A 22,853-nucleotide genomic window follows, 5' to 3' on the forward strand; every position below is an offset into this window, starting at 1 on the left:
GCGCGGCCAAACCAGGCGGAGACAACTATGCATGCTTCGGATCACACGCTGGCCGGCCCTCCGGGCGGCATCGGCGAAGGCGCTGCCAATACGGCGGGCAGGCTGCGTCCCCACGATTACGTCATCAGCGGCGCCAATCCGCTGGTGGCGGCGGCCAACCCGCTGCTGGACCTGATCCCGCAGATCCGCGCCACGGCGACGCATCCCTCGCCTGCGATGCTGCGCGAGCACCTGCTGGACGAAGTGCGGCAGTTCGAGCTGCGCGCGCAGCAGGCGGGCATCCCCAACGAAACCATACTGGGCGCGCGCTACTGCCTGTGCACGGCGCTGGACGAGGCCGCGGCGCTCACGCCATGGGGCGGGGGCGGCGTGTGGTCCGCGCACAGCCTGCTGGTCACGTTCCACAACGAGACCTGGGGCGGAGAAAAGTTCTTCCAACTGCTGGCCAAGCTGTCGCAGAACCCCGGGCAGCACCTGGATCTGCTGGAGTTGCTGTATTACTGCCTGCTGCTGGGCTTCGAAGGGCGCTACCGCGTGATCGACAACGGCCGCTCGCAGCTGGAAACGCTGCGCCAGCGCCTCTTGCGCATCCTGCGCGGCGCGCGCGGCGATTATCCGCTGGCGCTGTCTCCGCATTGGCGCGACGAGCCGGCGCAGACGCCATTGCGCCGCCTGCCCGTGCCGCTGTGGGTGTTCGGCGCGTTGGCAGCCGTCCTGGCGCTGGCCCTGTACTGGGGCCTGGGCTGGCGTCTGGGCAGCGAGTCCGACGGCGTGTTCGCGTCCATCGCCAAGCTGCGTCCGCCCACGGTGCAGATCGCCCCGACCGCCGTGAAGCGGCCCGCGCCCGCGCCGCGGCTGGCGGTGTTCCTGGCGCCCGAGATCCGCGACCAGTTGGTCACCGTGCGCGATGAGGTGGACCGCAGCGTGGTGGTGCTGCGGGGCGACGGCGTATTCGAATCTGGCGCCAGTTCCGTGCGCGACCAGTACCTGCCGGTGCTGTCGCGCGTGGCCGATGCCTTGCGCGAGACGCAGGGCAGCATCCTGGTGCGCGGCTACTCCGACAACACGCCGATGCGCAGCGCACGCTTTCCGTCCAACTGGCATTTGTCGCAGGCGCGCGCGGATGCGGTCAAGGACATGCTGGAGCAACGCCTGGGCCAGACGGCCCGCGTGCGCGCGGAAGGGCGCGGCGACGCTGATCCGGTGGCGCCCAATGACACGGCCGCGGGCCGCGCGCTGAACCGGCGGGTGGAGATCACGGTGCTGGTGCCGCCGGTGGCGCACGAGCAGGGAGGACAGGAATGATCTACAGGCTGTTCGGATGGTTCTTCAGCCGCCGCGTGTGGAACTTCCTGGGGCTGGTGGCCCTGGCGGTGCTGATCTGGATCGCGGGGCCGCTCATCGCCATCGGCACGGTGCGCCCGCTGGAAAGCGAAACGGTGCGCATCGCCGTCATCGTGGCGATGTTCGCGATCTGGCTGCTGCGGCTGTTGTGGCGCAAATGGCGCGAAGGGCGCTTGAACGCGCAGCTGCTGAGCCAGTTGCGGCGGCCCTGGCCCAAGGCGGAAAAGCCGCTGGAGGAAGCCGCCGGCAACGACGAGATACGCCAGCTGGAGGCGCGCTTTCACGAGGCCGTGGAACTGCTGCGCAAGACCCGCTTCGAGAGCCGCGGCAGGCGCGGCGCGCTGGACCGGTTCTCCAAGCAGTACCTGTATCAGCTGCCCTGGTACGTGATCATCGGCGCGCCGGGCGCGGGCAAGACCACCGCGCTGGTGAATTCAGGCTTGAACTTTCCTCTGGCCGAACGCTACGGCAAGGTGGCCTTGCGCGGCGTGGGCGGCACGCGCAATTGCGACTGGTGGTTCACTGACGATGCCGTGTTGCTGGACACGGCGGGGCGCTACACCACGCACGAAAGCGATCCGACCGGCGACGAAGAAGAGTGGCGCGGCTTTCTCGGCCTGCTGTCCAAGTACCGCGGCCGCCAGCCCATCAACGGCGCCATGCTCACTGTCAGCGTCGAAGACCTGCTGTCGGCCTCGGATGCGGAACGGGCGCAGCATGCGGCTGTGCTGCGACGCCGCCTGCAGGAATTGCGCGAGCAGCTGGGCATCGCATTCCCGGTGTATGTGCTGGTGACCAAGACGGATCTGCTGTCCGGTTTCGAAGAGTACTTCGCTTCTTTTACCCGAGAGGAGCTGGCGCAGATCTGGGGCTTTACCTTGCCGTATGCGCGCGCGCAGGAGCCGGGTTTCGACCTGTATGAAGCCTTTCACGAAGAGTATGCGCTGTTGCAGCGCCGGTTGGATGACGCCTTGCCTGAAGTGGTGGCGGCCGAGAGCGATCCTGCGCGGCGCGCGCTTGCCTACATGTTGCCGCAGCAGTTTGCGGGCCTGCAGGCCATCCTGGGCCATTTCCTGAGCGATGTGTTCGCGACTTCGAAGTTCGAGGCGCGGGTCATTCCGCGAGGCGTCTACTTCACCAGCGGCACGCAGGGCGGAGAGACCTTCGACCAGGTGACTGGCCATCTGAAGCGCTACCTGCGCATCGACGGCGGCGCCGCGCCCGCGGCCAGCGTGCCGGGCGAGGCGGAAGGACGCAGCTACTTCCTGAAGAACCTGCTGCAGGACGTCATCTTCCGCGAGGCCGGCCTGGCCAGCCGCAACCTGCGTTGGGAACGCCGCTATCGGCAGTTGCACTGGGCGGGGTACGGCCTGGTGACAGCGGCCTTCCTGGCCTTGGTCGCGGGTTGGACGATGAGCTATCGCAACAACGCCGATTACGTGGAAGAGGTGGCGCGGCGGGTGCCGGCGGTGGAGAAGCTGAGCCGCGACATCAAGATCACGCGCACCGGCGACCTGCTGGGGCTGATGCCCTTCCTGGACAGCCTCTGGTACCTGCCCCAGCACGAGGGCTTCGAGATCGACAATCCGCCCCTGAGCTATCGCTATGGCCTCTACCAGGGCCAGAAGCTGCGGGCGGCGGCGCAGGGCGTGTACGGCAACACGCTGGACCAGGTGCTGCTGCCGCAGGTGGCGCGGCGCGTCGAGACCGCCCTGCGCGACGCCTCGGCCAGCGACCTGGAGTATTCCTACGAGGCGCTGCGGGCCTATCTGATGCTGTACGAGGCCGAACGCTACGACGCGGAGTTCATGCATGCGTGGCTGCTCTCGGACATGCAGGCCACCCTGCCTGAAGGCTACACGCGGCGCCAGTATGAGCAGCTGTCGCTGCACCTGCGCAACCTGACGCAGAGCCACGTGCTGGCGTCGCCGTTTCCCAAGGACGACGCGCTGGTGGCCCAGGCGCGCGAGAAGCTGGCGCGCTACACGCTGGCGCAACGCGCCTACAGCCGGCTGCGCCGCACCCTGGCCAACGCCGACGCGGCGCCCGAGATCACGGTGGTGACGCTGGGCGGCGCGCAGGCCAGCGCCGTCTTCGTGCGCAAGAGCGGCAAGCCGTTGAGCCAGGGCATTCCCGCGCTCTACAGCTATCGCGGCTATTGGGACGTGTTCAACAAGCGCGTGACCGGCGTGGCCGAGGTGCTGCGTTCGGATGATGCGTGGATCCTGAACATCCCGTTGCGCAGCCAGCTGGACCAGACGGCGCAACGCCAGCTGGTGGTCGACATCAAGCGCTTGTACATGAACGACTACGTGGCGCAGTGGGACGGCTATCTGAACGATATGCAGCTGGCGCCCAGCAAGTCGCTGCTGCAGAACATCCAGATGGCGCGCACCTTGTCCGCGCCGGAGTCTCCGCTGGTGCAGCTGGTGCGCGGCGTTGCGCGCGAGACCTCCTTGCTGCGCGATACCGGCAAGGATGACCGCTCGCTGGTGGACCAGGCGCGCGACCGCGTCAGCAGCACGCGCGAGGCGCTGGAGCAGATGTTCGGGCCAACCGGGCCCGGCGCGGCCATGCGGGCCGACGCCACCGACGAGAAGCTGGAGCGCATCGTGGACCAGCATTTCGAGCCGTACCGTCGGCTGGCCGAAGGCGAGGGCGCGGCGGCCGGCGCCACCTCGCCTATCGCAGCCACCACCGGCCTCATCAACGAGCTCTATACCTATCTGACGGCGGCGGATGCGGCCTTGCGCAGCGGCAGCCCCGCACCCAGCTCGGATTCCGTGACCAAGCTGAGGGCCGAGGCGGGCCGCTTGCCAGGGCCGCTGCGCGACGTGCTCAACTCGCTGTCGGTGAACGCGTCCGGCGAGGTGTCCGACGTGGCCCGCGCGCGCATGGGCGAGACCGTGTCCGCCACCATCGGCATGTTCTGCGGCCAGTCCGTGGCCGGACGCTATCCGTTTTCGAGCCGTTCGGCGCGCGACGTGGCGCCCAACGATATGGCGCGGCTGTTCGGGCCCAATGGCCTGATGGACGACTTCTTCCAGAAGAACCTGGCGAACCAGATCGACGTTTCCGGACAGCGCTGGCGCTTCAAGCCCGGCATCGACGGCAAGTCGGGGGAGAACTCCACCACGCTGGACGCGTTCCAGCGCGCGGGCGTGATCCGCGACGTGTATTTCATGGCGGGCAATCCCATGCCCTCGTATCGGGTGGCCATCAGGCCCGTGGAAATGGACGCGGGCATTACCCAGTTCGTGATGGACGTGGATGGCCAGGCGGTGCGCTACGCGCATGGTCCGCAGGTGGCGACCACGGTGCAGTGGCCCGGTCCGCGCGGCAGCAACCAGGTGCGCATCGAGCTCACGCCGCAGGTCGGCGCGGCTGGCATGACCACGTCGGGCCCCTGGGCGCTGAACCGCATGCTGGACCGCGCCCAGCTGCGACGGGGGGCCACGCCGGAGGTCACGCTGGCCACATTCGATCTGGGCGGGCGCAAGGTGGTGCTGGAGATCACCGCCAGCAGCGTCAAGAGCCCTTTCCATCTGGCCGAGATGCAGGCGTTCGCCTGCCCGGGCGCGTCGTGAACAGGACATGGACATGGAGCTAGCAGTGGAGCGTGGGCGTGTGGGCTGGTACGGCAAGATTCCGGCGGCGGGCGACTTCGTGCACCGGCGCCTGCCGCGCGAGCTGATCACCTGGTGGGACCGCTGGCTGCAGTTCGGGCTGGCGGCGCTGAAGCAGGCGCCGGACGTCAATGCCGCGCGCGGCTTCGCGTCGGCGCCCATCTGGAATTTCGCGATTCCCGCCGGGCCGGGCGCGGGTGTCGCACAGCTGGGCTGCATCACGCCCAGCCGCGACCGGGTGGGCCGGGGCTACCCGCTGTGCGTGGTCATGGCCGTACCGCCCGCGCAGTACCACAGCAGCATCCTGGATGGCGCCAGCGACTACTACCGGCAGATCGGCGCCAGCATGCTGGCGGCGGTGCGCCATGGCTGCCCGGCGGAGCAGTTCGACCGCAGCCTGCAGCAGGTGCGTACGCCTGCCGCAGCGCCGGGCGCCGCCGCGCCGCGCGGCGGCAGCGACATCATGGACATCCTGAGCGCCGGCCGCGAGCAGGATTCCGCGCCGCTGGCGCGCCGCGCGCTGGGCGCCTGGCCCGACCTGCCGTTCTGCTTCAACCCCAGTTCCCACACCAGCTATTGGTGGACCAACCAGGCGGACGGCGCGGCCTTGCAGACCTACATCCATGGCGGCGCGCTGAACGCGACGCTGTTCGCCAGGCTGTTCTCATCCCTGCCGACCTGGCATCCCTGAATCTGCCGGAGGACCGCGCATGCTACGAACTTCAGCTGTGCCGCCTGGACCGGGCGCGGGGGGCTTCCCGGCCGCGCCAGATGTGGAGCGCCTGGACGATATCCTGCGCCTGCCGCCCGGGCGGCAGCGTGAACAGGAGATCCTGCGAGTGGTCGCCGGCCTGTCCGCGTCCCTGGCCGCCATGCACCAAGGCGGCCGGGCGCATGGCGGCATTTGCCCAGATGCCGTGGTCCGCGACGGGCAGGGTTTTGCCGTCCTGGCGCCGCCTTTCGATGCGGCGCCCGATGACGAAGACGCAGCGCGGCATGCCGGTTACGCCGCGTTCGAACAGTACACGGACGATCCGGGGCATTCTTGCGGCCCCTGGACGGACGTGTACGGGCTGGCGGCGCTGGCGTACTTCCTGGCGACGGGCGCGGCCCCTCCAGGCGCGCTGGCGCGCCGTGTACGCGACGATTGCCCGCCTCTGGATGAGTGGCATCCGGGCGCCTATCGCGCGGCCTTCTGCGCCGCCGTGGACGAGGGCCTGGCGATGGAGGCGCAGGCGAGACCGCGGACAGCCGCGGCGCTTGCTGCGGCGATGGGCGTGATCCCGCCGGCGGTGCCGGCTCCTGCGGCGGTTTCTGTGGCCGCTCCTGTGGAGGATCCGGAGCCGGACATGACCGCGCCTTCATTGATGATGGAGACGCCCGCCGGCGACTTTGCCGATCCGCCGCCGGCCGCCGCTCGCCTGACCGCGATGCGGCCGGAACACCCGACGCGCGCGCGGCGCATGCTGCCGCTGGCCGTGGCGGGCCTTTTGCTGCTTGCGGCGGGGGGATATGCATGGCTGCGGCCGGCACAGCCGCCAGTGGAGCTTGCTGGCGTGGCGCCGCCTCAAGCTCAGCCGCAACCCCAGCCCCAATCGGAGCCACCGTCCCAACCGCCGCCGCAACCCCTGCCGCCGTCGGAACCACAGCCGCAACCCGCGCCCGCGCCGACTCCACCGACCTCGCCGGACTCCCCCGCCGCGACCCTACCAGCCTCGCCGCCGCAGGCCGCAGCCACTGGCTCCACCATGCCGTCCGCCAGCCCGAAGCCAGATAGCGCCCCTGAGCCTGAAGCCGCGGCAGCCCCCGCCGCGTCAGAGCCCGCCGCGCCCGCGACGCCGCCGCCTCAGGCGGCGCCTGTCACGGTGCGCGTGGCCGTGCGTCCATGGGGAGAGGTGGTGGTCAATGGCCGCTCGCGCGGCGTCAGCCCGCCGCTGCGCGAACTGTCCCTGCCGCCAGGCCGTTACCAGGTGACGGTGCGCAACGCATCAGCGGGCGATTACCGCATGACCCTGACAGTAGCGCCGGGCCGGCCGGCTTCCATCACGCATGAGTTCGAGTGAAATGAGCGGCATCGCGCCCCTATGCGGCGCGCGGTCCGCGCCGCGGATGGCGGCAGCCCCTCAGGGCAGCGTGGATTCGCCCTTGAGCAGGTCGTCCAGCGTTTCGCGCTGGCGCACGACGTAGTACTTGTCACCGTCGACCATGGCTTCGGCCGCGCGGGGGCGGGCGTTGTAATTGCTGGCCATGGCCATGCTGTAGGCGCCCGCGGACTCCACCGCCAGCAGGTCGCCCTGTTGGAGAGCAAGCTTGCGCTGCCGGGCCAGCCAGTCGGCGCTTTCGCAGACCGGGCCGACGATGTCGTATAGGGTTTCGTCGCCCGCGCGCGGATGCACGGGGCGCACGCCGTGGAAGGCTTCGTATAGCGCGGGACGCAGCAGGTCGTTCATGGCGGCGTCGACGATGGCGAAGTTGCGCGCTTCCGAGTGCTTCAGGTACTGGACCCGCGTGAGCAGCACGCCGGCGTTGCCCACCAGCGAGCGGCCGGGCTCCAGCACCAGGTGCAGATGGCCGAAGCCGCGCGCGTTCAGGCGTTCGAAGACACGGTCCAGCAAGGCCTGGGGCGAGGGCGGGATCTCATCCGTATAGCGGATGCCCAGGCCGCCGCCCAGGTCCAGATGGACGATCCGGATGCCGGCCTGATCCAGCTTTTCGATCAGGTCCAGCAGCTTTTCCAGCGCGTCGAAATAGGGACTGATGTCGGTGAGCTGCGAACCGATGTGGCAGTCCACGCCCACGATTTCCAGGGCCGGCAGCGACTGGGCCAGGCGGTAGACGTCCAGCGCCGATTCGATGGCGATGCCGAACTTGTTTTCCTTCAGGCCGGTGGAGATGTATGGATGCGTCTGCGCATCCACGTCCGGATTCACCCGCAGCGAAACGGGCGCGCGCAGACCCATGTCATGCGCGATTTCCGACAGCCGGCGCAGTTCGGCTTCGGACTCGACGTTGAAGCACTTGACCTTGGCGGCCAGCGCGGCGCGCATTTCCCAGGCCTGCTTGCCCACACCGGAAAACACGATCCTGGACGGGTCCGCACCGGCCGCCAGGGCGCGCTTGAGCTCGCCGCCGGAAACGATGTCGAAGCCCGCGCCCAGGCGCGCGAATTCCTTCAGGACGGCCAGGTTGGAATTGGCCTTCATGCCGTAGCAGACCAGCACCGGATGCTGGCCGACGGCATTGCGGTAGGATTCCCAGGCAGCCTTGAGCGCGGCGCGCGAGTAAACGTACAGCGGCGTGCCCAGCTTTTCGGCCAGGTGATCCAGCGGCACGTCCTCGGCGTACAGGACATTGTTGCGGAACTGGAAGTACGGATGACCGGCCAGTTCAGGCTGCGCGGGGAATCGGGGTGTCATGGAATGGACTGCACCGGCGGGATGGCCGTCGGTTGCGGCTGCGGCTGCGTGCGCGAGGGCGGCTTGCCGTCCGGCGTCGGCATGTACAAGGGGCCCTTATACCCGCAGGCGGCAACCATGCCGGTCGCCAGCAGCGTGGCTACAATGCGAAGGACCATGCGGCGAAATGCCAAGTGGAACACTGGGAACTCCTAAATCTTGCAGGCTCGATTATGACCGAAACCGAATTTCTTGCGTTGATCGACCAGGTGCTGAACAGCATCGAAAGCCAGGCCGATGACTGGGCGGCTTCGCTCGATGTCGACGTCGAAACCAGCCGCAGCGGCAATGTGCTGACGATGGTTTTCGAGGACAACACCCATGTGGTGGTGAACAGCCAGGCTGCCATGCAGGAGCTGTGGGTCGCGGCGCGCAGCGGCGGCTTTCACTACCGCTACGATGGCCAGCACTGGAACGATACCCGAGGCGGCCCGCAGTTGCCGGATGCCCTGTCGCAGATCTGTTCCGCGGCAGCCGGCGTACCCGTGACGATACGCCTGTAAAACGTCAGCTTCAGGCGAAAAAAAGGCCGGCCCCATGGGGCCGGCCTTGTCATTTGCGCGTCAGAACGGAATCTTCTGGGACCAGGGCGTGTTGCCTTGCGTGCCTACGCCCGGCGCCACCTTGATCCGGGTTTCCTCGCTGGTGCTGCCGTTCAGGCCGTTGAGGAACTCACCCAGCGTGTCGGCCTCGGGCAAGCCCAGGCGCGCCACCGCTTGTCCGGGCGGGAATTCGGAGAAGTAGAACTCGCCGTTTTCGACCAGCAGGCCATCGGGGCGGGGACGCGGCTTCTCTTCGGGCACGCCCTTGAGGACCGTCTGCATGTAATCGACCCAGATCGGCATGGCGACGCCGCCGCCGGTTTCGCGCGAACCCAGGGACTTGGGCTGGTCAAAGCCCAGCCACGCGGTGGCGACCAGCGACGGGGTGTAGCCGGAGAACCAGGCGTCCACCGATTCGTTGGTGGTGCCGGTCTTGCCTGCGATGTCGTTGCGCTTGAGCAGGACGCGGGCGCGCGCTGCGGTGCCGTAGGTGGCCACGCCGCGCAGGATGTCGTCCATGACCCAGGCCGTGCGCGGATCGATGGCGCGGGCCGCGGCGTCGCCGGCCACGACCGGCTTGGACTGCATGATGACCTTGCCGCTGCTGTCGGTGACGCGGTCGATCAGGTAGGGCGTGACGCGGTAGCCGCCATTGGCGAACACCGAGAAGGCGCCGGCCAGCTGCAGGGGCGTGACCGAGCCCGCGCCCAGCGCCAGCGGCAACACGGCGGGCTGGCGGGCCTTGTCGAAGCCGAAGCGGGTCAGGTAGTCCTGCGCGTACTGCGGGCCGATGGCCTGCAGGATACGGATCGACACCATGTTCTTGGACTTGTACAGGCCCTGGCGCAGGGTCAGCATGGGTTCGTACTGGTTGCCGTAGTTCTTCGGGTTCCAGGCCTTGGAGCCGGTCTGCGCGGCCGTCAGTTCGAAGGGCTGGTCCGAGATCTGCGTGCCCGGGGTCAGGCCGCGTTCCAGCGAAGCGGCGTAGATGAAGGGCTTGATGTTCGAACCCGGCTGGCGCCAGGCTTGCGTCACCCGGTTGAAGTTGCCGCGGTAGAAGTCAAAGCCGCCGACCATGGCGCGGATGGCGCCATCTTGCGGCGACAGCGCCACGAAGGCCGCCTGCACCGAAGGCAGGTTGATGATTTCCCAGTTGTCGCCGAACTTGCGGATGTAGACCACGGAGCCGCGCTTGATGCGCTGCTCGGGCTTGGCCTTGTCGTTCAGCGCGCGCGCCACGACGCCCAGCACCTTCTTGTCGGTGACGGTGATGATCTCGCGCGAGCTGCGCGCCAGCTTCACTTCGGTGGGGCTGGCCGACAGCACCAGCGCCGTCAGCAGGTCACCGCTGTCGCTGAACTTGTCGAACACGCCGTCCAGGAATTCGTCCAGCGCCTGCGGGTTATTCTCGGTGCCCGGCGGCAGGTCGAGCTGTTCCTCGGGGCCGGGGTAGGGCGCGCGGCGCGTGTATTCCAGCACGCCTTCGCGCACGGCGCGGTAGGCCGCTTCCTGGTCCTTGGACTGCACGGTGGTGTAGATATTGATGCCGCGCGAATAGACGTTGTCCTGGTACACGTTGAACAACAGCTGGCGTGCCAGTTCCGCCACGTACTCGCCATGGATGGAATAGCCGCCGGCCGGCGTGCCTTCCGCGGACTTCATGACGATGGGCTGGGCCAGCGCCTGCTGGTATTCCGGTTCGGTCAGGTAGCCCAGCGAGTGCATGCGGCCCAGCACGTAGCGCTGGCGCAGCTCGGCGCGCGGGCGGTTGGCGATAGGGTTGAAACGCGAGGGCGCCTTGGGGATGCCGGCCAGCATGGCGGCTTCCGCAGGCGTGACTTCGGACAGGGGCTTGCCGAAGTAGGTGCGCGAGGCGGCCGCGAAACCATAGGCGCGGTGGCCCAGGTAGATCTGGTTCATGTAGAGCTCGAGGATCTGGTCCTTGGTGAGCTCCGACTCGATCTTGAAGGTCAGCAGCAGTTCATAGAACTTGCGCGAATAGGTCTTTTCCGACGACAGGTAGAAGTTGCGCGCCACCTGCATCGTGATGGTGCTGGCGCCCTGCGACTTCGACATGCTGACCAGGTTGGTCAGGCCGGCGCGCGCCACGCCCATCCAGTCGATCCCGCCGTGCTGGTAGAAGCGGTCGTCCTCGGCCGCCAGCACCGCGGACTTCATGACGTCCGGGATTTCGTTGAAGCGCAGCACGTTGCGGCGCTCTTCGCCGAATTCGCCGATCAGGACGCGGTCCGCCGTAAAGACGCGCAGCGGCACCCGGGGGCGGTAGTCCGTCATGGCGTTCAGGTCGGGCAGGTTGGGCCAGGCCAGCGCCAACGCCATCCCAGCCAGCAGCACGCCGCACAGGAACAGGCCGGCAAAGAAAATGCCGGTTTTTACGAAGAATCGCAGTATCGGGGAACCGCTCTTGGCGGGCTTGTCTTTCTTGGAGGAATTCTGGGGCTTGCTCATCGCGGCGATTTTACGGGTATCTCCGGGTCCGTCTTGGCACGGGGTACCGGTTTCTGTAACAAAATCGTTCAGTGTGGTAGGCGGGCAACTGGCGGCTGATGTGATAATGCCGTCATGAACTTTTCCGCTAACTCATGTCCGGAGGCTGACCCGGACCCGGCGTCCTCCTGCGAGACGCCCGAAAACCAGCCTTGCGCGATCGAGTGCACAGGCAAGGCCGCCACGCTGCCGCATGACCTGCCGGTTTTCCTGGTCGGGATGATGGGCGCGGGCAAGACCACCATAGGGCGTGGCCTGGCGCGTGCCCTGGGGCGCGAGTTTATGGACTTGGATCATGAGCTCGAGGCGCGTTGCGGCGTGCGGGTGCCGGTAATCTTCGAAATCGAGGGCGAAGCCGGTTTTCGTCGCCGGGAATCTGCCGCCTTGGAAGAGTGTACCCAACGGCGCAACATAATTCTTGCCACCGGCGGCGGCGCGATCCTGGCGCCGGAAAACCGTCAGCGCCTGCGCGAGCGCGGCATCGTGGTCTACCTGCGCGCCAGCGTGGACGAACTGTTCCGCCGCACCTGCCGCGACCGCAACCGTCCCCTGTTGGCCACGGCCGACCCGCGCGGCACGCTGCGCGACCTCATGACCCTGCGGGAACCCCTCTATAAGGAAGTAGCCGACCTGGTGGTGGAGACGGGCGCCATGCCCATACACACCCTGGTCAAGGCGCTGCTGCCGCAACTGCAAGCCTTCGAGAAGCGCATATGAACGTAGTACACGTGGACACCCCGGGCGGAGCCTACCCGATCCACATCGGCCCCGGCCGCCTGGACGCCCTGGACCAGTGCATCCCCGCCGACGCCACCGCGATCGCCGTGGTGACCAACCCGACCGTCGCCGCCCTGTACGGCGAGCGCGCCGAAGCCGCGCTGGCCCGGACCGGCAAGCGGGTGCTGCGCATCGAATTGCCCGACGGCGAGGCCTATAAGGACTGGCAGTCGCTGAACCTGATCTTCGACGCGCTGCTGGGCAACCGCCTGGACCGCCGCTGCGTGCTGGTGGCGCTGGGCGGCGGCGTCATCGGCGACATGACCGGTTTCGCGGCCGCGGTCTACATGCGCGGCGTGCGCTTCCTGCAGGTGCCCACGACCCTGCTGTCGCAGGTCGATTCGTCGGTGGGCGGCAAGACCGCCGTCAACCATCCGCTGGGCAAGAACATGATCGGCGCGTTCTACCAGCCGGTCGCAGTCGAAATAGACACCGACGTGCTGAACACGCTGCCGGCGCGCGAGGTGTCCGCGGGCCTGGCGGAAGTGATCAAGTACGGCCTGATCCTGGACCCGGAATTCTGGTCCTGGTGCGAGGACAATGCGCAGAAGCTGCGCGAACTGGACCCTGAGGCGGTCGCCTACGCCATCCGCCGCTCCTGCGAACTCAAGGCGCAAGTGGTGGGCAAGGACGAGCGCGAGTCGGGCCTGCGCGCCATCCTCAACCTGGGCCACACCTTCGGCCACGCTATCGAATCCGGCCTGGGCTACGGCGCCTGGCTGCATGGCGAAGCCGTCGGTTGCGGCATGGTGCAGGCTGCCGAGCTGTCGGCCGACGTCGCCGGCTTTGACCGTGCCGACGTGGAGCGCGTGCGCGCGCTGGTGGTCGCCATCGGCTGTCCCGTCGTGGCCCCCGACCTGGGCGCCGACCGCTGGCTGGACCTGATGCAGGTGGACAAGAAGACCGAAGGCGGCTCGATCCGCTATGTGCTCATGACCCGCATCGGCGAGGCCATGATGCGCGCGGCCCCCGACGACGCCGTGCGCGCCGTGCTGGCCCGCACCACCCAATAGCCGTGATGGAGACGGTGTTGCAGATGAAAGAACTGGCTTCCTATGCATCCCACCCGTCTCAATCGCGCGGGCGGACCTATGCCGAGCCGCCGCCGGAAAACCGGACGGAGTTCCAGCGCGACCGCGATCGCATCGTCCATTCCAGCGCCTTCCGGCGCCTGGAGTACAAGACCCAGGTCTTCGTGAACCACGAGGGCGACCTGTTCCGCACCCGCCTGACCCACAGCCTGGAAGTGGCCCAGATTGCGCGCACGCTGGCGCGCAGCCTGGGCCTGTCCGAAGACCTGACCGAAGCCATCTCGCTGGCGCACGACCTGGGCCACACGCCGTTCGGTCATGCGGGCCAGGACGAACTCAACGCCTGCATGCGCGAATTGGCGCCGGAGGCGGGCGGCTTCGAGCACAATCTGCAAAGCCTGCGGGTGGTGGACGAACTGGAAGAACGCTACGCGGACTTCAACGGCCTGAACCTGTGCTTCGAAACGCGCGAAGGCATCCTCAAGCATTGTTCGGCCGCGCATGCGCGGCAGCTGGGCGACGTGGGCCAGCGCTTCCTGGACCGCACCCAACCCTCGCTGGAGGCGCAGTTGGCCAACCTGGCGGACGAGGTCGCCTACAACAACCACGACATCGACGACGGCCTGCGCTCGGGCCTGATCACGCTGGAACAGCTGAAGGAAGTGTCGATCTTCGAGCGCCACCACGCCCACGTGCTGGAAAGCTATCCGGGGCTGGCTGCGCGTCGCGCGGTGGCCGAGACCATACGCCGCATGATCAATACGCTGATCGTCGACCTGACGCGGACCTCGTTGGCGCGCATCCGCGAGTTCGCGCCCGCCACTGCCGACGACGTGCGCCGCGCGCCGCCGCTGGCGACCTTTTCGCCCGAGATCCGGAGCGAGGCCGACGCGCTGAAGAAATTCCTGTTCGACAACCTGTACCGCCACTACCGCGTGTTGCGCATGACGACCAAGGCGCGGCGCATCGTGCGCGAGCTGTTCGCGGCTTTCCTGGACGATCCGCGGCTGTTGCCGCCCGACTATCGCCGGCCGGCTTTCAACGAGCAGGCCCGCGCCATCGCCGACTACATCGCGGGCATGACGGACCGCTACGCCATCCGCGAGCACAAGCGCCTGTTCGAGATGGCCTGAGGCCCGCGGGCCTCAGGCTTGCGCCGCGGCCTCAGCCCGCCAGATAGCGCTGCGTCAGCAGCACCCAGTAGGCCGCGCCCACGGGCAGGCTGTGGTCGTTGAAGTCATAGCCCGGGTTGTGCACCATGCAGGCCCCATGCCCGCTGTTGAAGCCTTCCGCCGAGCCATCGCCATTGCCCACCAGCAGGTAGGACCCTGGCACTTCCTCCAGCATGAAGGCGAAGTCCTCGCTGCCGGTCAGCGCGCGGGTCTGGAGTTCCACCTGGTCGGCGCCTACCAGTTCCACCGCCACCTGGCGCGCGAAATCGGTTTCTTCGCGGGTGTTGACCAGCACGGGATAACCGCGGCCGTAGTCGATGGTGGCGCGCACCTGATAGCTGGCCGCCTGGCTGTGGACCAGTTCCGTGATGCGGGCTTGCAGCGTGTCGCGCACGCCGCGGTCCAGCGCGCGCACGCTGAGTTTCAGCGTGGCGGTCTGGGGGATGACGTTGTTGGCTTTGCCTGCGTTGAATGCGCCGACCGTGATCACCGCCATGTGTAGGGGATCGATATTGCGGGCGACGATGCTTTGCAGGCCCAGCACGATGGCCGCGCCAGCCACCACCGGATCGGCGGCGCAATGCGGCATCGCGCCGTGCCCGCCCACGCCTTCCAGCACGATGGTGACGTTGTCGGACGAAGCCATCGCGGCGCCGTCGCGCAGCAGCAGGCGGCCTTGCGGATGGCCCGGCATGTTGTGCATGGCGAAGATGGCGTCGCAGGGATACTTGCTGAACAGTCCGTCTTCCATCATGCGCTTGGCGCCGCCCAGGCCTTCCTCGGCGGGCTGGAAGATCAGGTTGAGCGTGCCGTCGAAGTCGCCATGCCTGGCCAGGTGGTGCGCGGCCGCCAGCAGCATGGCGGTGTGGCCGTCGTGGCCGCAGGCGTGCATGACGCCTTCGTTGCAGCTGGCGTGTTCCAGGCCCGTCGCTTCCTGGATGGGCAGGGCGTCCATGTCGGCGCGCAGGCCCAGGCGCTTGCCGCCGCTGCCGCGGCGCAACTGCCCCACCACGCCGGTGCCGCCCAGCCCGCGTTCCACTTCATAGCCCCATTGCGTCAGGCACTGCGCCACCAGGTCGCTGGTGCGGAATTCCTGGAAGCCGAGTTCGGGGTGGCGGTGGATGTCGCGGCGGATCGAGACGAATTCGTCGGCCTGGGAGGTCATCGCCTGCAGGATGGGATGCATGTCGGAGAGGTCCTGGAATCGGGTCACTGGTTGCCTGCCAGTTTCACGTTGCTGGAGATTTCGCGGAAGCGCTCGGTCTCGGCGCGGTACATGGCGTCGGCCTGTTCCGCGCTCATGGGGGCGGAGACTTCGATGTTCTGGTGCGCCAGGCTGTCCTTCACCGCCGCATCCTGCATGGCGGCGTTGAGCGCTGCGTTCAGGCGCGCCACCACGTCTTGCGGCGTGTCGCGCTTGACGAAGTAGCCAGTCCAGGTGGTGAAGTTGAAGCCCTTGAGCAGTTGGCCTTCGTTGACCGACGGCACGGTCTTGAGCGCGGGCAACTGGCTGCGCTGCGGGTCCAGGCTGGCCAGCAGCTTGATGCGGCCCTGCTCGGCCAGCGCCACCTGCTGCTGCGACAGCGGCAGGATGGCCAGGTCCACCTGGCCGCCGCCGATGTCCTGCATCAACGGCGCGCCGCCCTTGTAGGGCACATGCATCATGTTGGCGCCGATGGTGCGCGCCATGTGTTCGCCCAGCACGTGGTACAGCGAACCCACCCCCACGCTGCCGAACGTCAGCGGCTGGGTGGCCGAGCGCGAGCGCGCCAGCGTGACCAGCTCGTCGGCATTGTTGGCGGGCAGGTCGGCGCGCGCCACGATCACCAATGGGGCCATGCCGATCATCTGCACCAGGCGGAAATCCTCGCTCTTGAGCTTGACCGCGGGATTGGCAATGGGGGACAGGATCAGCTCGTTGGGCGAGCCCTGGAACAGGTAATAGCCGTCAGCCTTGGCGCCCAGCACCTTCTGCGCGCCCAGCGCGCCGCTCACGCCGCCCAGGTTCTCCACCAGCACGGGCTGGCCCAGCTGCTTGGAGACGGGCGGGGCCACCACGCGGGCGATGGAATCGGACGCGCCGCCGGCCGGGTAGGGCACCATCATCATGACGGGCCGGTCGGGATAGTCTGCGGCCCGGGCGCCCTGGGCCAGCAGCGCCGCGCCCAGCGCCAGCGCACAGCCGGCCAGGCGCAGGCCATTGGAAATCATGCTCACGAAATTCCCCTTGGAATGATCTAGTCGTGATCCGCATGCTAGGGACAGGCCTCGCTAGTTGTCTAACGAATTGTTATTCTGGAAGCTAGAAAAAAAACTCATACTTAATCGGGACCCGGGCATGAATCTCAAGCAGCTCGAACATCTGCTGGCCGTGGCCGAGGCGGGTTCCTTCAGCCGTGCGGCCGAACGCCTGTACCTGACCCAGTCGGCGCTCAGCCGCAGCATCCGCCTGCTGGAAGAAGACCTGGGCGCGCGCCTGCTGGACCGCATGGGCAAGCGCACGGAGCTGACCCCGCTGGGCCTGACCGTCGCCGGCCGCGCGCGGCGCATCCTGTTCGAATCGGGCGAGCTGCGCCGCAGCGCGGAACTGCTGACCCAGGGCGACCGGGGCAGCATCAGCATCGGATTGGGTTCAGGGCCGGGCGTCATGCTCATGACGCCGCTGCTGGCGCACGTGGCGCAGCACTATCCGCAGTTGCGGCTGGACGTGATGCGCGGCTCGCCCGAGGCCCATCTGGCGCTGTTGCGCCAGCGGCGCCTGGATGCGCTGGTGGTCGATACGCGCGGCATCGTGCCGGCGGCCGACCTGCGCATCGAACCCATCTCGGAAATGCGCGCCGGATTCATCTGCCGCCGCGGCCATCCGCTGGCCCAGGCCGGGCGGCCGGCGCGCTTCGCGGAGGTTGCGGCCTATCCGCTGGCGTCCACGTTTCTCGCAGCGGATACCGTGCGCATCGTGGTCGACCATTTCGGCGTCGAGGCGGATCCGCAGACCGCGATGCGCCTGCGCTGCGATGAAATCGGCAGTGTGCTGGAAGCGGTGCGCGTGTCGGACGCGGTATTCCTGGGCATCGTGGGCGCGGCGCGGGTCGGCATCGCCGCGGGCGAACTGACGGAACTGCCTACCGACCCGCCGCTGCGCAGCCACGCGCTGTTTGCAATGGTGACGCTGACGGGCCGCACCGAGGCGCCGGCGATGGCGCTGGTGCGTGAATTCGTGGCCCAGCGCCTGCGCGATTGAACGCGCCGATTGACGTGCTTCAGCGCTGCTTGCGGTAGGGCTCGTCCTCGGGCACGAAGGTGGCTTCCGCGAGCGCGTCGCGGGTCCATTCCTGCATGGCGGGCAGCGCCAGCACGGCGTCCATGTAGTCGCGCACCGGGCCGGATGCCGCGATGCCATAGGTCGTGAAGCGCGAGACCACCGGCGCGAAGAAGGCGTCGGCGATCGAGAACTCGCCGAACAGGAACGGCCCGCCCTGGCCGAATGCCGCGCGCGTGTCGCGCCAGATCGCTTGCAGGCGCTCGATGTCCTGTTGCGCGGCCGCAGGAAAGTCGATGCCGGGCAGGTGCGCTTCGACGTTCATGGGCAGCGCCTGGCGCATCGCGCCAAAGCCGCTGTGCATCTGCGCGGTGAGCGACCGCGCGCGGGCCCGGGCGCGCGCGTCCTGGGGCCACAGGCGGGCTTCGGGATGGCGTTCGGCCAGGTACTCGCAGATCGCCAGCGTGTCCCAGATCGCGAACTCGCCATCCAGCAGCACCGGAACCAGCCCCGCGGGCGACACCGCGCCCACGCGGCGCGAGAATTCCTCGGTGAAGAAGCCGAGCTTCTGCTCGGTAAAGGGTATGCCTGCGGCGCGCAAGGCGATCCACGGCCGCAGGGACCAGGACGAGTAGTTCTTGTTGCCGATGATCAAGGTGTACATGCCGCGATCCTTCCTAGCCGTTGATGTGATGATTCAGGCGCCGGTTCAGCGGCGCAGCAGCTTGCCCAGGTATTGTCCGGTGTGGCTGGCGGACGTGCCGGCCACGTCTTCGGGCGTGCCCTGCGCCACCACGCGCCCGCCGCCGTCGCCGCCTTCGGGACCCATGTCGACCACCCAGTCCGCGGTCTTGATGACGTCCAGGTTGTGCTCGATGATCAGCACCGTGTTGCCGCTGTCGACCAGCTGGTTCAGCACCTGCAGCAGCAGCTCGATGTCGCGGAAATGCAGGCCCGTGGTGGGCTCGTCCAGGATGTAGAGCGTGCGGCCGGTGCTGCGCCGCGACAGTTCCTGCGACAGCTTCACGCGCTGCGCTTCACCGCCCGACAGGGTGGTCGCGCTCTGGCCCAGCCGGATATACGACAGGCCCACGTCGATCAGCGTGTGCAGCTTGCGGGCGATGGCCGGCACGGACTCGAAGTATTCCAGCGCCTGCTCGACCGTCAGGTCCAGCACTTCGCTGATGTTGCGGCCGCGATAGCGGATTTCGAGCGTTTCGCGGTTGTAGCGCTTGCCGTGGCAGACGTCGCAAGGCACGTACATGTCGGGCAGGAAATGCATTTCGACCTTGACCACGCCGTCGCCCTGGCAGGCCTCGCAGCGCCCGCCCTTGACGTTGAAGCTGAAGCGCCCCGGGTCGTAGCCGCGGGTGCGCGCTTCCGGCACGCCCGCGAAGAGTTCGCGGATGGGCGTGAACAGGCCCGTGTAGGTCGCGGGGTTGCTGCGCGGCGTGCGGCCGATGGGGCTCTGGTCCACGCTGATGATCTTGTCGAAGTTCTCCAGCCCCTGCATCGACACGTAAGGAGCGGGTTCGCTCTGCGCATGATGCAGCTGGCGCGACACGGCGACCGCCAGCGTGTCGTTGACCAGCGTGGACTTGCCCGAACCGGACACGCCGGTCACGCACACCAGCCGGCCCGCGGGGATGCGCAGGTCCACGTTCTTCAGGTTGTTGCCGCTGGCGCCCGTCAGGGTCAGCCAGGACAGTTCGTCGTTGACGGGGCGTCGCTTCGGGATGGCGATGGCGCGCGCGCCGCTCAGGTACTGGCCGGTCAGCGACTGGGGGTCGCGCTGCACGGTTTCCGGGTCGCCCTGCGCCACCACCTGGCCGCCGTGCTCGCCCGCGCCCGGTCCCATGTCCACGACCCAGTCGGCCATGCGGATCATGTCTTCGTCGTGCTCCACGACGATGACGCTATTGCCTAGGTCGCGCAGGTGCTGCAGGGTGCCGATGAGGCGGTCGTTGTCGCGCTGGTGCAGGCCGATGGAGGGCTCGTCCAGCACGTACATCACGCCGGTCAGGCCCGATCCGATCTGGCTGGCCAGGCGGATGCGCTGCGCCTCGCCGCCCGAGATGGTATCGGCGCTGCGGTCCAGCGACAGATAGTTCAGGCCGACGTTGTTCAGGAAGCTCAGGCGCGCCTCGATCTCGCGCACGATGCGTTGCGCGATCTCCTGCTTGGCGCCCGTCAGGCTCAGGTCGCGGAACCAGGTAAGGCAGGTCGACAGCGGCATGGCCTCGACCTCGTAGATGGCCTGACCGTGGCGTTCGCCGCCGCGCGGATCCTGGCCGATCAGCACGTTGCGGGCCTCGGGCCGCAGGCGCGAGCCGCCGCAATCCGGGCAGGTCTTGATGTTGCGGTACTTGCCGAGCTCTTCGCGCACGGTGGCCGAATCGGTTTCGCGCCAGCGGCGCTCCAGGTTCGGGATCACGCCTTCGAATGTATGGCGCTTGACCGTGCTGCGGCCTTTTTCGTTCAGGTAGAGGAACGAGATCTCTTCGTCGCCGGAGCCGTACAGCACCTTGTCGCGCAACGCCTCGGGCAGTTCCTCGAAGGGCGCTTCGATGTCGAATTCATAGTGCGCCGCCAGGCTGGTCAAGAGCGAATGCGTGAAGGCGTTGCGGCGGTCCCAGCCGCGGATGGCGCCGGCCGCCAGGCTCAGCTCCGGGAAGGCGACCACGCGCTTGGGGTCGAAGAAGCCGACCTGGCCGATGCCATCGCAACTGGGGCAGGCGCCCATGGGATTGTTGAAGCTGAACAGGCGCGGCTCCAGCTCGGGCAGGCTGTGGCTGCACACCGGGCAGGCGTAGCGGCTGGAGAAGACCTGTTCGCGGCCGCTGTCCATGTCCAGCGCCAGGGCGCGGCCCTCGGCCAGCTGCAACGCGGTCTCGAAGCTTTCCGCCAGGCGCTGCTTGCTTTCAGGCTTGATGCGCAGCCGGTCGATGACGACGTCGATGTCGTGCTTCTCGGTCTTCTTCAGCGGCGCCATGCCGTCGATTTCGGTCAACTGGCCGTCCACGCGCAGACGCACGTAGCCCTGCGCTTGCAGGCTGGCGCATTCGTCCTCGAAACTGCCTTTCTTGCCGCGGGCTATGGGCGCCAGTACCGCCAGCCGGGTTTCGGGCGTCCAGGACAGCACCGCGTCCACCATCTGGCTGACGCTTTGCGCCTGTAATGGCAGGCCGTGGTCGGGGCAATAGGGCGTACCGACCCGCGCGTACAGGAGGCGCAGGTAGTCGTGGATCTCGGTGATGGTGCCGACGGTGGAGCGGGGGTTGTGGCCCGCGGCCTTCTGTTCGATGGAGATGGCCGGGGACAGGCCCTCGATCAGGTCCACGTCCGGCTTGTCCATCAGCTGCAGGAACTGGCGGGCGTAGGCGGACAGGCTTTCCACGTAGCGGCGTTGGCCTTCCGCGTACAGCGTGTCGAAGGCCAGCGACGATTTGCCCGAGCCGGACAAGCCGGTGACGACCACCAGCTTGTGGCGTGGCAGGTCGAGCGAGACGTTCTTGAGATTGTGGGTGCGCGCACCCCGAATGCGTATTGTCACGTCCATCGGGCTCTTTTAAGCGGTTTCAAAGGCCAACTTGGTACTATAGCGCGCCGAATCCCCCTGCGTTCGGGGCAGTACTCCAGCCTGGATAGACCCGGGGGGCGGCGCCGCACCGCCAGATCAGACCGTGGGCGTGTGACATCCACGCGCGCGGGCGAGTCCTAGTCATCGTTGAATTTTTCGCATGCAGGCAGATAAAAAACTGAAATTGACCCCGTCCGAACGCCGCGCCAGCGTGGCGCTGGCCGGACTGTTCGCCGCGCGGATGCTGGGGCTGTTCCTGTTGCTGCCCGTCTTCGCCGTGGCCGCCGCCGGCATGCCGGGCGGGGACGATCCGGCCCGCGTCGGCCTGGCGCTGGGCATGTACGGCCTGACCCAGGCCTTCATGCAGATTCCCTTCGGCCTGGCGTCCGACCGCTGGGGCCGGCGTCCCGTGGTGCTGTTCGGCCTGCTGCTGTTCGTGGCGGGCAGCATCGTCTGTGCACAGGCGTCCGACGTGTACTGGATCACCATCGGCCGCGCCATTCAGGGCGCCGGGGCGATTTCCGCGGCCGTCACCGCCTGGCTGGCGGATTCCACCCGCGACGAGGTCCGCACCCGGGCCATGGCCATGGTGGGCGGGTCGATCGGCCTGTCCTTCGCCGTGTCGCTGGTCCTGTCGCCCGTGCTGGTGGGCTGGTGGGGCCTGTCCGGCCTGTTCTGGACCATCGCCTGTCTGGGCGTGATCTGCCTGGCCGTGGCCGGCTGGGTGGTGCCCGTGGTGCCGCTGACCCAGGCCCGCACCATGCAGGCGGCCCGGCCGCGCGAAGTCCTGACCCACAGCGACCTGCTGCGCCTGAATTTCGGCGTTTTTGTCCTGCACCTGATCCAGGTGGCGCTGTTTGTCGTGGTGCCCGCCCTGCTGGCGAAGGTGGGCGGCCTGGACGCGCGCGAGCTCTGGAAGGTCTATCTGCCGGTCATCCTGGTTTCCTTCGTGCTGATGGTGCCGGTGGTGTTCGTCGCCGAAAAGCGCCGCGCCCATCGCGGCGCCCTGCGCGCCGCCGTGGCCGGGCTGGCGCTGGTGTGCGCCTTGCTGCCCGCGGCCAGCCATGGCTTCTACACCCTGGCAGCCGCCCTGACGGGCTTCTTCGTGGCCTTCAATGTGCTGGAAGCCCTGCAGCCGTCGCTGGTGTCGCGGGTCGCGCCGCAGGCCTACAAGGGCCTGGCGCTGGGCTTCTACAACACCGCCCAGGCCGCCGGCCTGTTCGCGGGTGGCGCGCTGGGCGGCTGGCTGGCCTCGCATTCCGGTTCCAGCGCCGTTTTCATCGCCGCCGCCGCCCTGTCGGCGATCTGGCTGGCGGTGACCTGGGCCCTGCGGCCGTTGCCCGAACCGGACCGCCAGGCATCGGCGCGGGCCGGCTGAAAAGTCGGGATCCCACCCCGAAAAGCGCCCAACAGACGCGAAAACTCCATGGCTGGGGTGGACGGCTTTGTCACATCCTGGTTTGGCGCGGCGGGCGCTTTTCGTCGATAATACGCATCAAATCAGGGCTTCACTCAGGGTTCAACCCGGCGTCGCCGGTCATCGTTGCGGTGACCGGCGT

At 67.9% G+C, this 22,853-nt stretch carries 17 protein-coding genes; 10 read left to right on the top strand and 7 right to left on the bottom strand.

Annotation, left to right across the window (positions count from 1 at the left end; all coding sequences use genetic code 11):
• Positions 1 to 27 precede the first annotated feature (27 nt).
• The 4 genes from IB257_RS19610 to IB257_RS19625 are packed head-to-tail and all read left to right on the top strand — an operon-like array spanning position 28 to position 7,033.
• A complete protein-coding gene (locus IB257_RS19610) occupies positions 28 to 1,305 on the top strand; it encodes a DotU family type VI secretion system protein (protein WP_054457200.1) in 1,278 nt (425 codons plus the stop codon).
• Positions 1,302 to 4,931: a type VI secretion system membrane subunit TssM gene (gene tssM, locus IB257_RS19615; RefSeq protein ID WP_192492699.1), complete on the top strand. Its 3,630-nt coding sequence runs from the start codon at positions 1,302 to 1,304 to the stop codon at positions 4,929 to 4,931. The genes IB257_RS19610 and tssM overlap by 4 nt, the downstream gene beginning before the upstream one ends.
• A gap of 13 nt (positions 4,932 to 4,944) precedes the next feature.
• Positions 4,945 to 5,661 carry a type VI secretion system-associated protein TagF gene (tagF, locus tag IB257_RS19620; protein WP_054457308.1) on the top strand — a complete coding sequence of 239 codons (717 nt, stop codon included), beginning with the start codon at positions 4,945 to 4,947 and terminating at the stop codon, positions 5,659 to 5,661.
• A 19-nt stretch (positions 5,662 to 5,680) separates the two neighbouring features.
• Positions 5,681 to 7,033, top strand: a complete 1,353-nt coding sequence (locus IB257_RS19625) for a hypothetical protein (protein ID WP_192492700.1) — start codon at positions 5,681 to 5,683, stop codon at positions 7,031 to 7,033.
• Positions 7,034 to 7,093: 60 nt separating this feature from the next.
• On the opposite strand, the gene lysA is transcribed toward IB257_RS19625, so the two are convergent.
• Both lysA and IB257_RS19635 read right to left on the bottom strand, forming a co-directional pair.
• A complete protein-coding gene (gene lysA / locus IB257_RS19630; RefSeq protein ID WP_054457194.1) occupies positions 7,094 to 8,386 on the bottom strand; it encodes a diaminopimelate decarboxylase in 1,293 nt (430 codons plus the stop codon).
• A complete protein-coding gene (locus IB257_RS19635) occupies positions 8,383 to 8,544 on the bottom strand; it encodes a lipoprotein (protein WP_225589042.1) in 162 nt (53 codons plus the stop codon). Before IB257_RS19635 ends, lysA begins: the two co-directional genes overlap by 4 nt.
• Before the next feature lie 54 nt (positions 8,545 to 8,598).
• Between IB257_RS19635 and cyaY the strand changes: the two genes are divergently transcribed.
• Positions 8,599 to 8,928, top strand: coding sequence for an iron donor protein CyaY (cyaY, locus tag IB257_RS19640; protein WP_013396958.1), 330 nt, complete (start codon positions 8,599 to 8,601; stop codon positions 8,926 to 8,928).
• 60 nt (positions 8,929 to 8,988) lie between these two features.
• On the opposite strand, the gene IB257_RS19645 is transcribed toward cyaY, so the two are convergent.
• Positions 8,989 to 11,436: a penicillin-binding protein 1A gene (locus tag IB257_RS19645; RefSeq protein ID WP_054457191.1), complete on the bottom strand. Its 2,448-nt coding sequence runs from the start codon at positions 11,434 to 11,436 to the stop codon at positions 8,989 to 8,991.
• Positions 11,437 to 11,550: 114 nt separating this feature from the next.
• Between IB257_RS19645 and IB257_RS19650 the strand changes: the two genes are divergently transcribed.
• From IB257_RS19650 to IB257_RS19660, 3 genes are read left to right on the top strand one after another with little or no spacing between them, the layout of a single operon-like run.
• Positions 11,551 to 12,192 (top strand): shikimate kinase, encoded by a 642-nt coding sequence (locus tag IB257_RS19650; RefSeq protein WP_054457189.1) that lies wholly within the window; start codon positions 11,551 to 11,553, stop codon positions 12,190 to 12,192.
• On the top strand, positions 12,189 to 13,265 hold the full coding sequence (gene aroB / locus IB257_RS19655; RefSeq protein WP_125472556.1) for a 3-dehydroquinate synthase: 1,077 nt from the start codon (positions 12,189 to 12,191) through the stop codon (positions 13,263 to 13,265). Before IB257_RS19650 ends, aroB begins: the two co-directional genes overlap by 4 nt.
• Before the next feature lie 23 nt (positions 13,266 to 13,288).
• A complete protein-coding gene (locus tag IB257_RS19660) occupies positions 13,289 to 14,416 on the top strand; it encodes a deoxyguanosinetriphosphate triphosphohydrolase (RefSeq protein WP_175181583.1) in 1,128 nt (375 codons plus the stop codon).
• A gap of 31 nt (positions 14,417 to 14,447) precedes the next feature.
• Here IB257_RS19660 and IB257_RS19665 read toward each other — a convergent pair whose 3' ends face one another.
• Positions 14,448 to 15,641, bottom strand: coding sequence for a M20 aminoacylase family protein (locus IB257_RS19665; protein WP_119449723.1), 1,194 nt, complete (start codon positions 15,639 to 15,641; stop codon positions 14,448 to 14,450).
• 23 nt (positions 15,642 to 15,664) lie between these two features.
• Positions 15,665 to 16,666, bottom strand: coding sequence for a tripartite tricarboxylate transporter substrate binding protein (locus IB257_RS19670; RefSeq protein ID WP_192492786.1), 1,002 nt, complete (start codon positions 16,664 to 16,666; stop codon positions 15,665 to 15,667).
• 127 nt (positions 16,667 to 16,793) lie between these two features.
• On the opposite strand from IB257_RS19670, the gene IB257_RS19675 reads away from it, so the two are divergent.
• Positions 16,794 to 17,696 (top strand): LysR family transcriptional regulator, encoded by a 903-nt coding sequence (locus IB257_RS19675; protein ID WP_054457181.1) that lies wholly within the window; start codon positions 16,794 to 16,796, stop codon positions 17,694 to 17,696.
• 19 nt (positions 17,697 to 17,715) lie between these two features.
• On the opposite strand, the gene IB257_RS19680 is transcribed toward IB257_RS19675, so the two are convergent.
• Positions 17,716 to 18,378, bottom strand: a complete 663-nt coding sequence (locus tag IB257_RS19680; RefSeq protein WP_054457179.1) for a glutathione S-transferase family protein — start codon at positions 18,376 to 18,378, stop codon at positions 17,716 to 17,718.
• Positions 18,379 to 18,423: 45 nt separating this feature from the next.
• Positions 18,424 to 21,273 carry an excinuclease ABC subunit UvrA gene (gene uvrA / locus IB257_RS19685; protein WP_119449721.1) on the bottom strand — a complete coding sequence of 950 codons (2,850 nt, stop codon included), beginning with the start codon at positions 21,271 to 21,273 and terminating at the stop codon, positions 18,424 to 18,426.
• 181 nt (positions 21,274 to 21,454) lie between these two features.
• Between uvrA and IB257_RS19690 the strand changes: the two genes are divergently transcribed.
• Positions 21,455 to 22,672 (top strand): MFS transporter, encoded by a 1,218-nt coding sequence (locus tag IB257_RS19690; protein ID WP_119449720.1) that lies wholly within the window; start codon positions 21,455 to 21,457, stop codon positions 22,670 to 22,672.
• The last annotated feature ends 181 nt before the right edge of the window (positions 22,673 to 22,853 follow it).

Origin of the sequence: Achromobacter sp. ACM03 (assembly GCF_014851665.1) — a bacterium.
Classification (GTDB): domain Bacteria; phylum Pseudomonadota; class Gammaproteobacteria; order Burkholderiales; family Burkholderiaceae_B; genus Achromobacter; species Achromobacter aegrifaciens.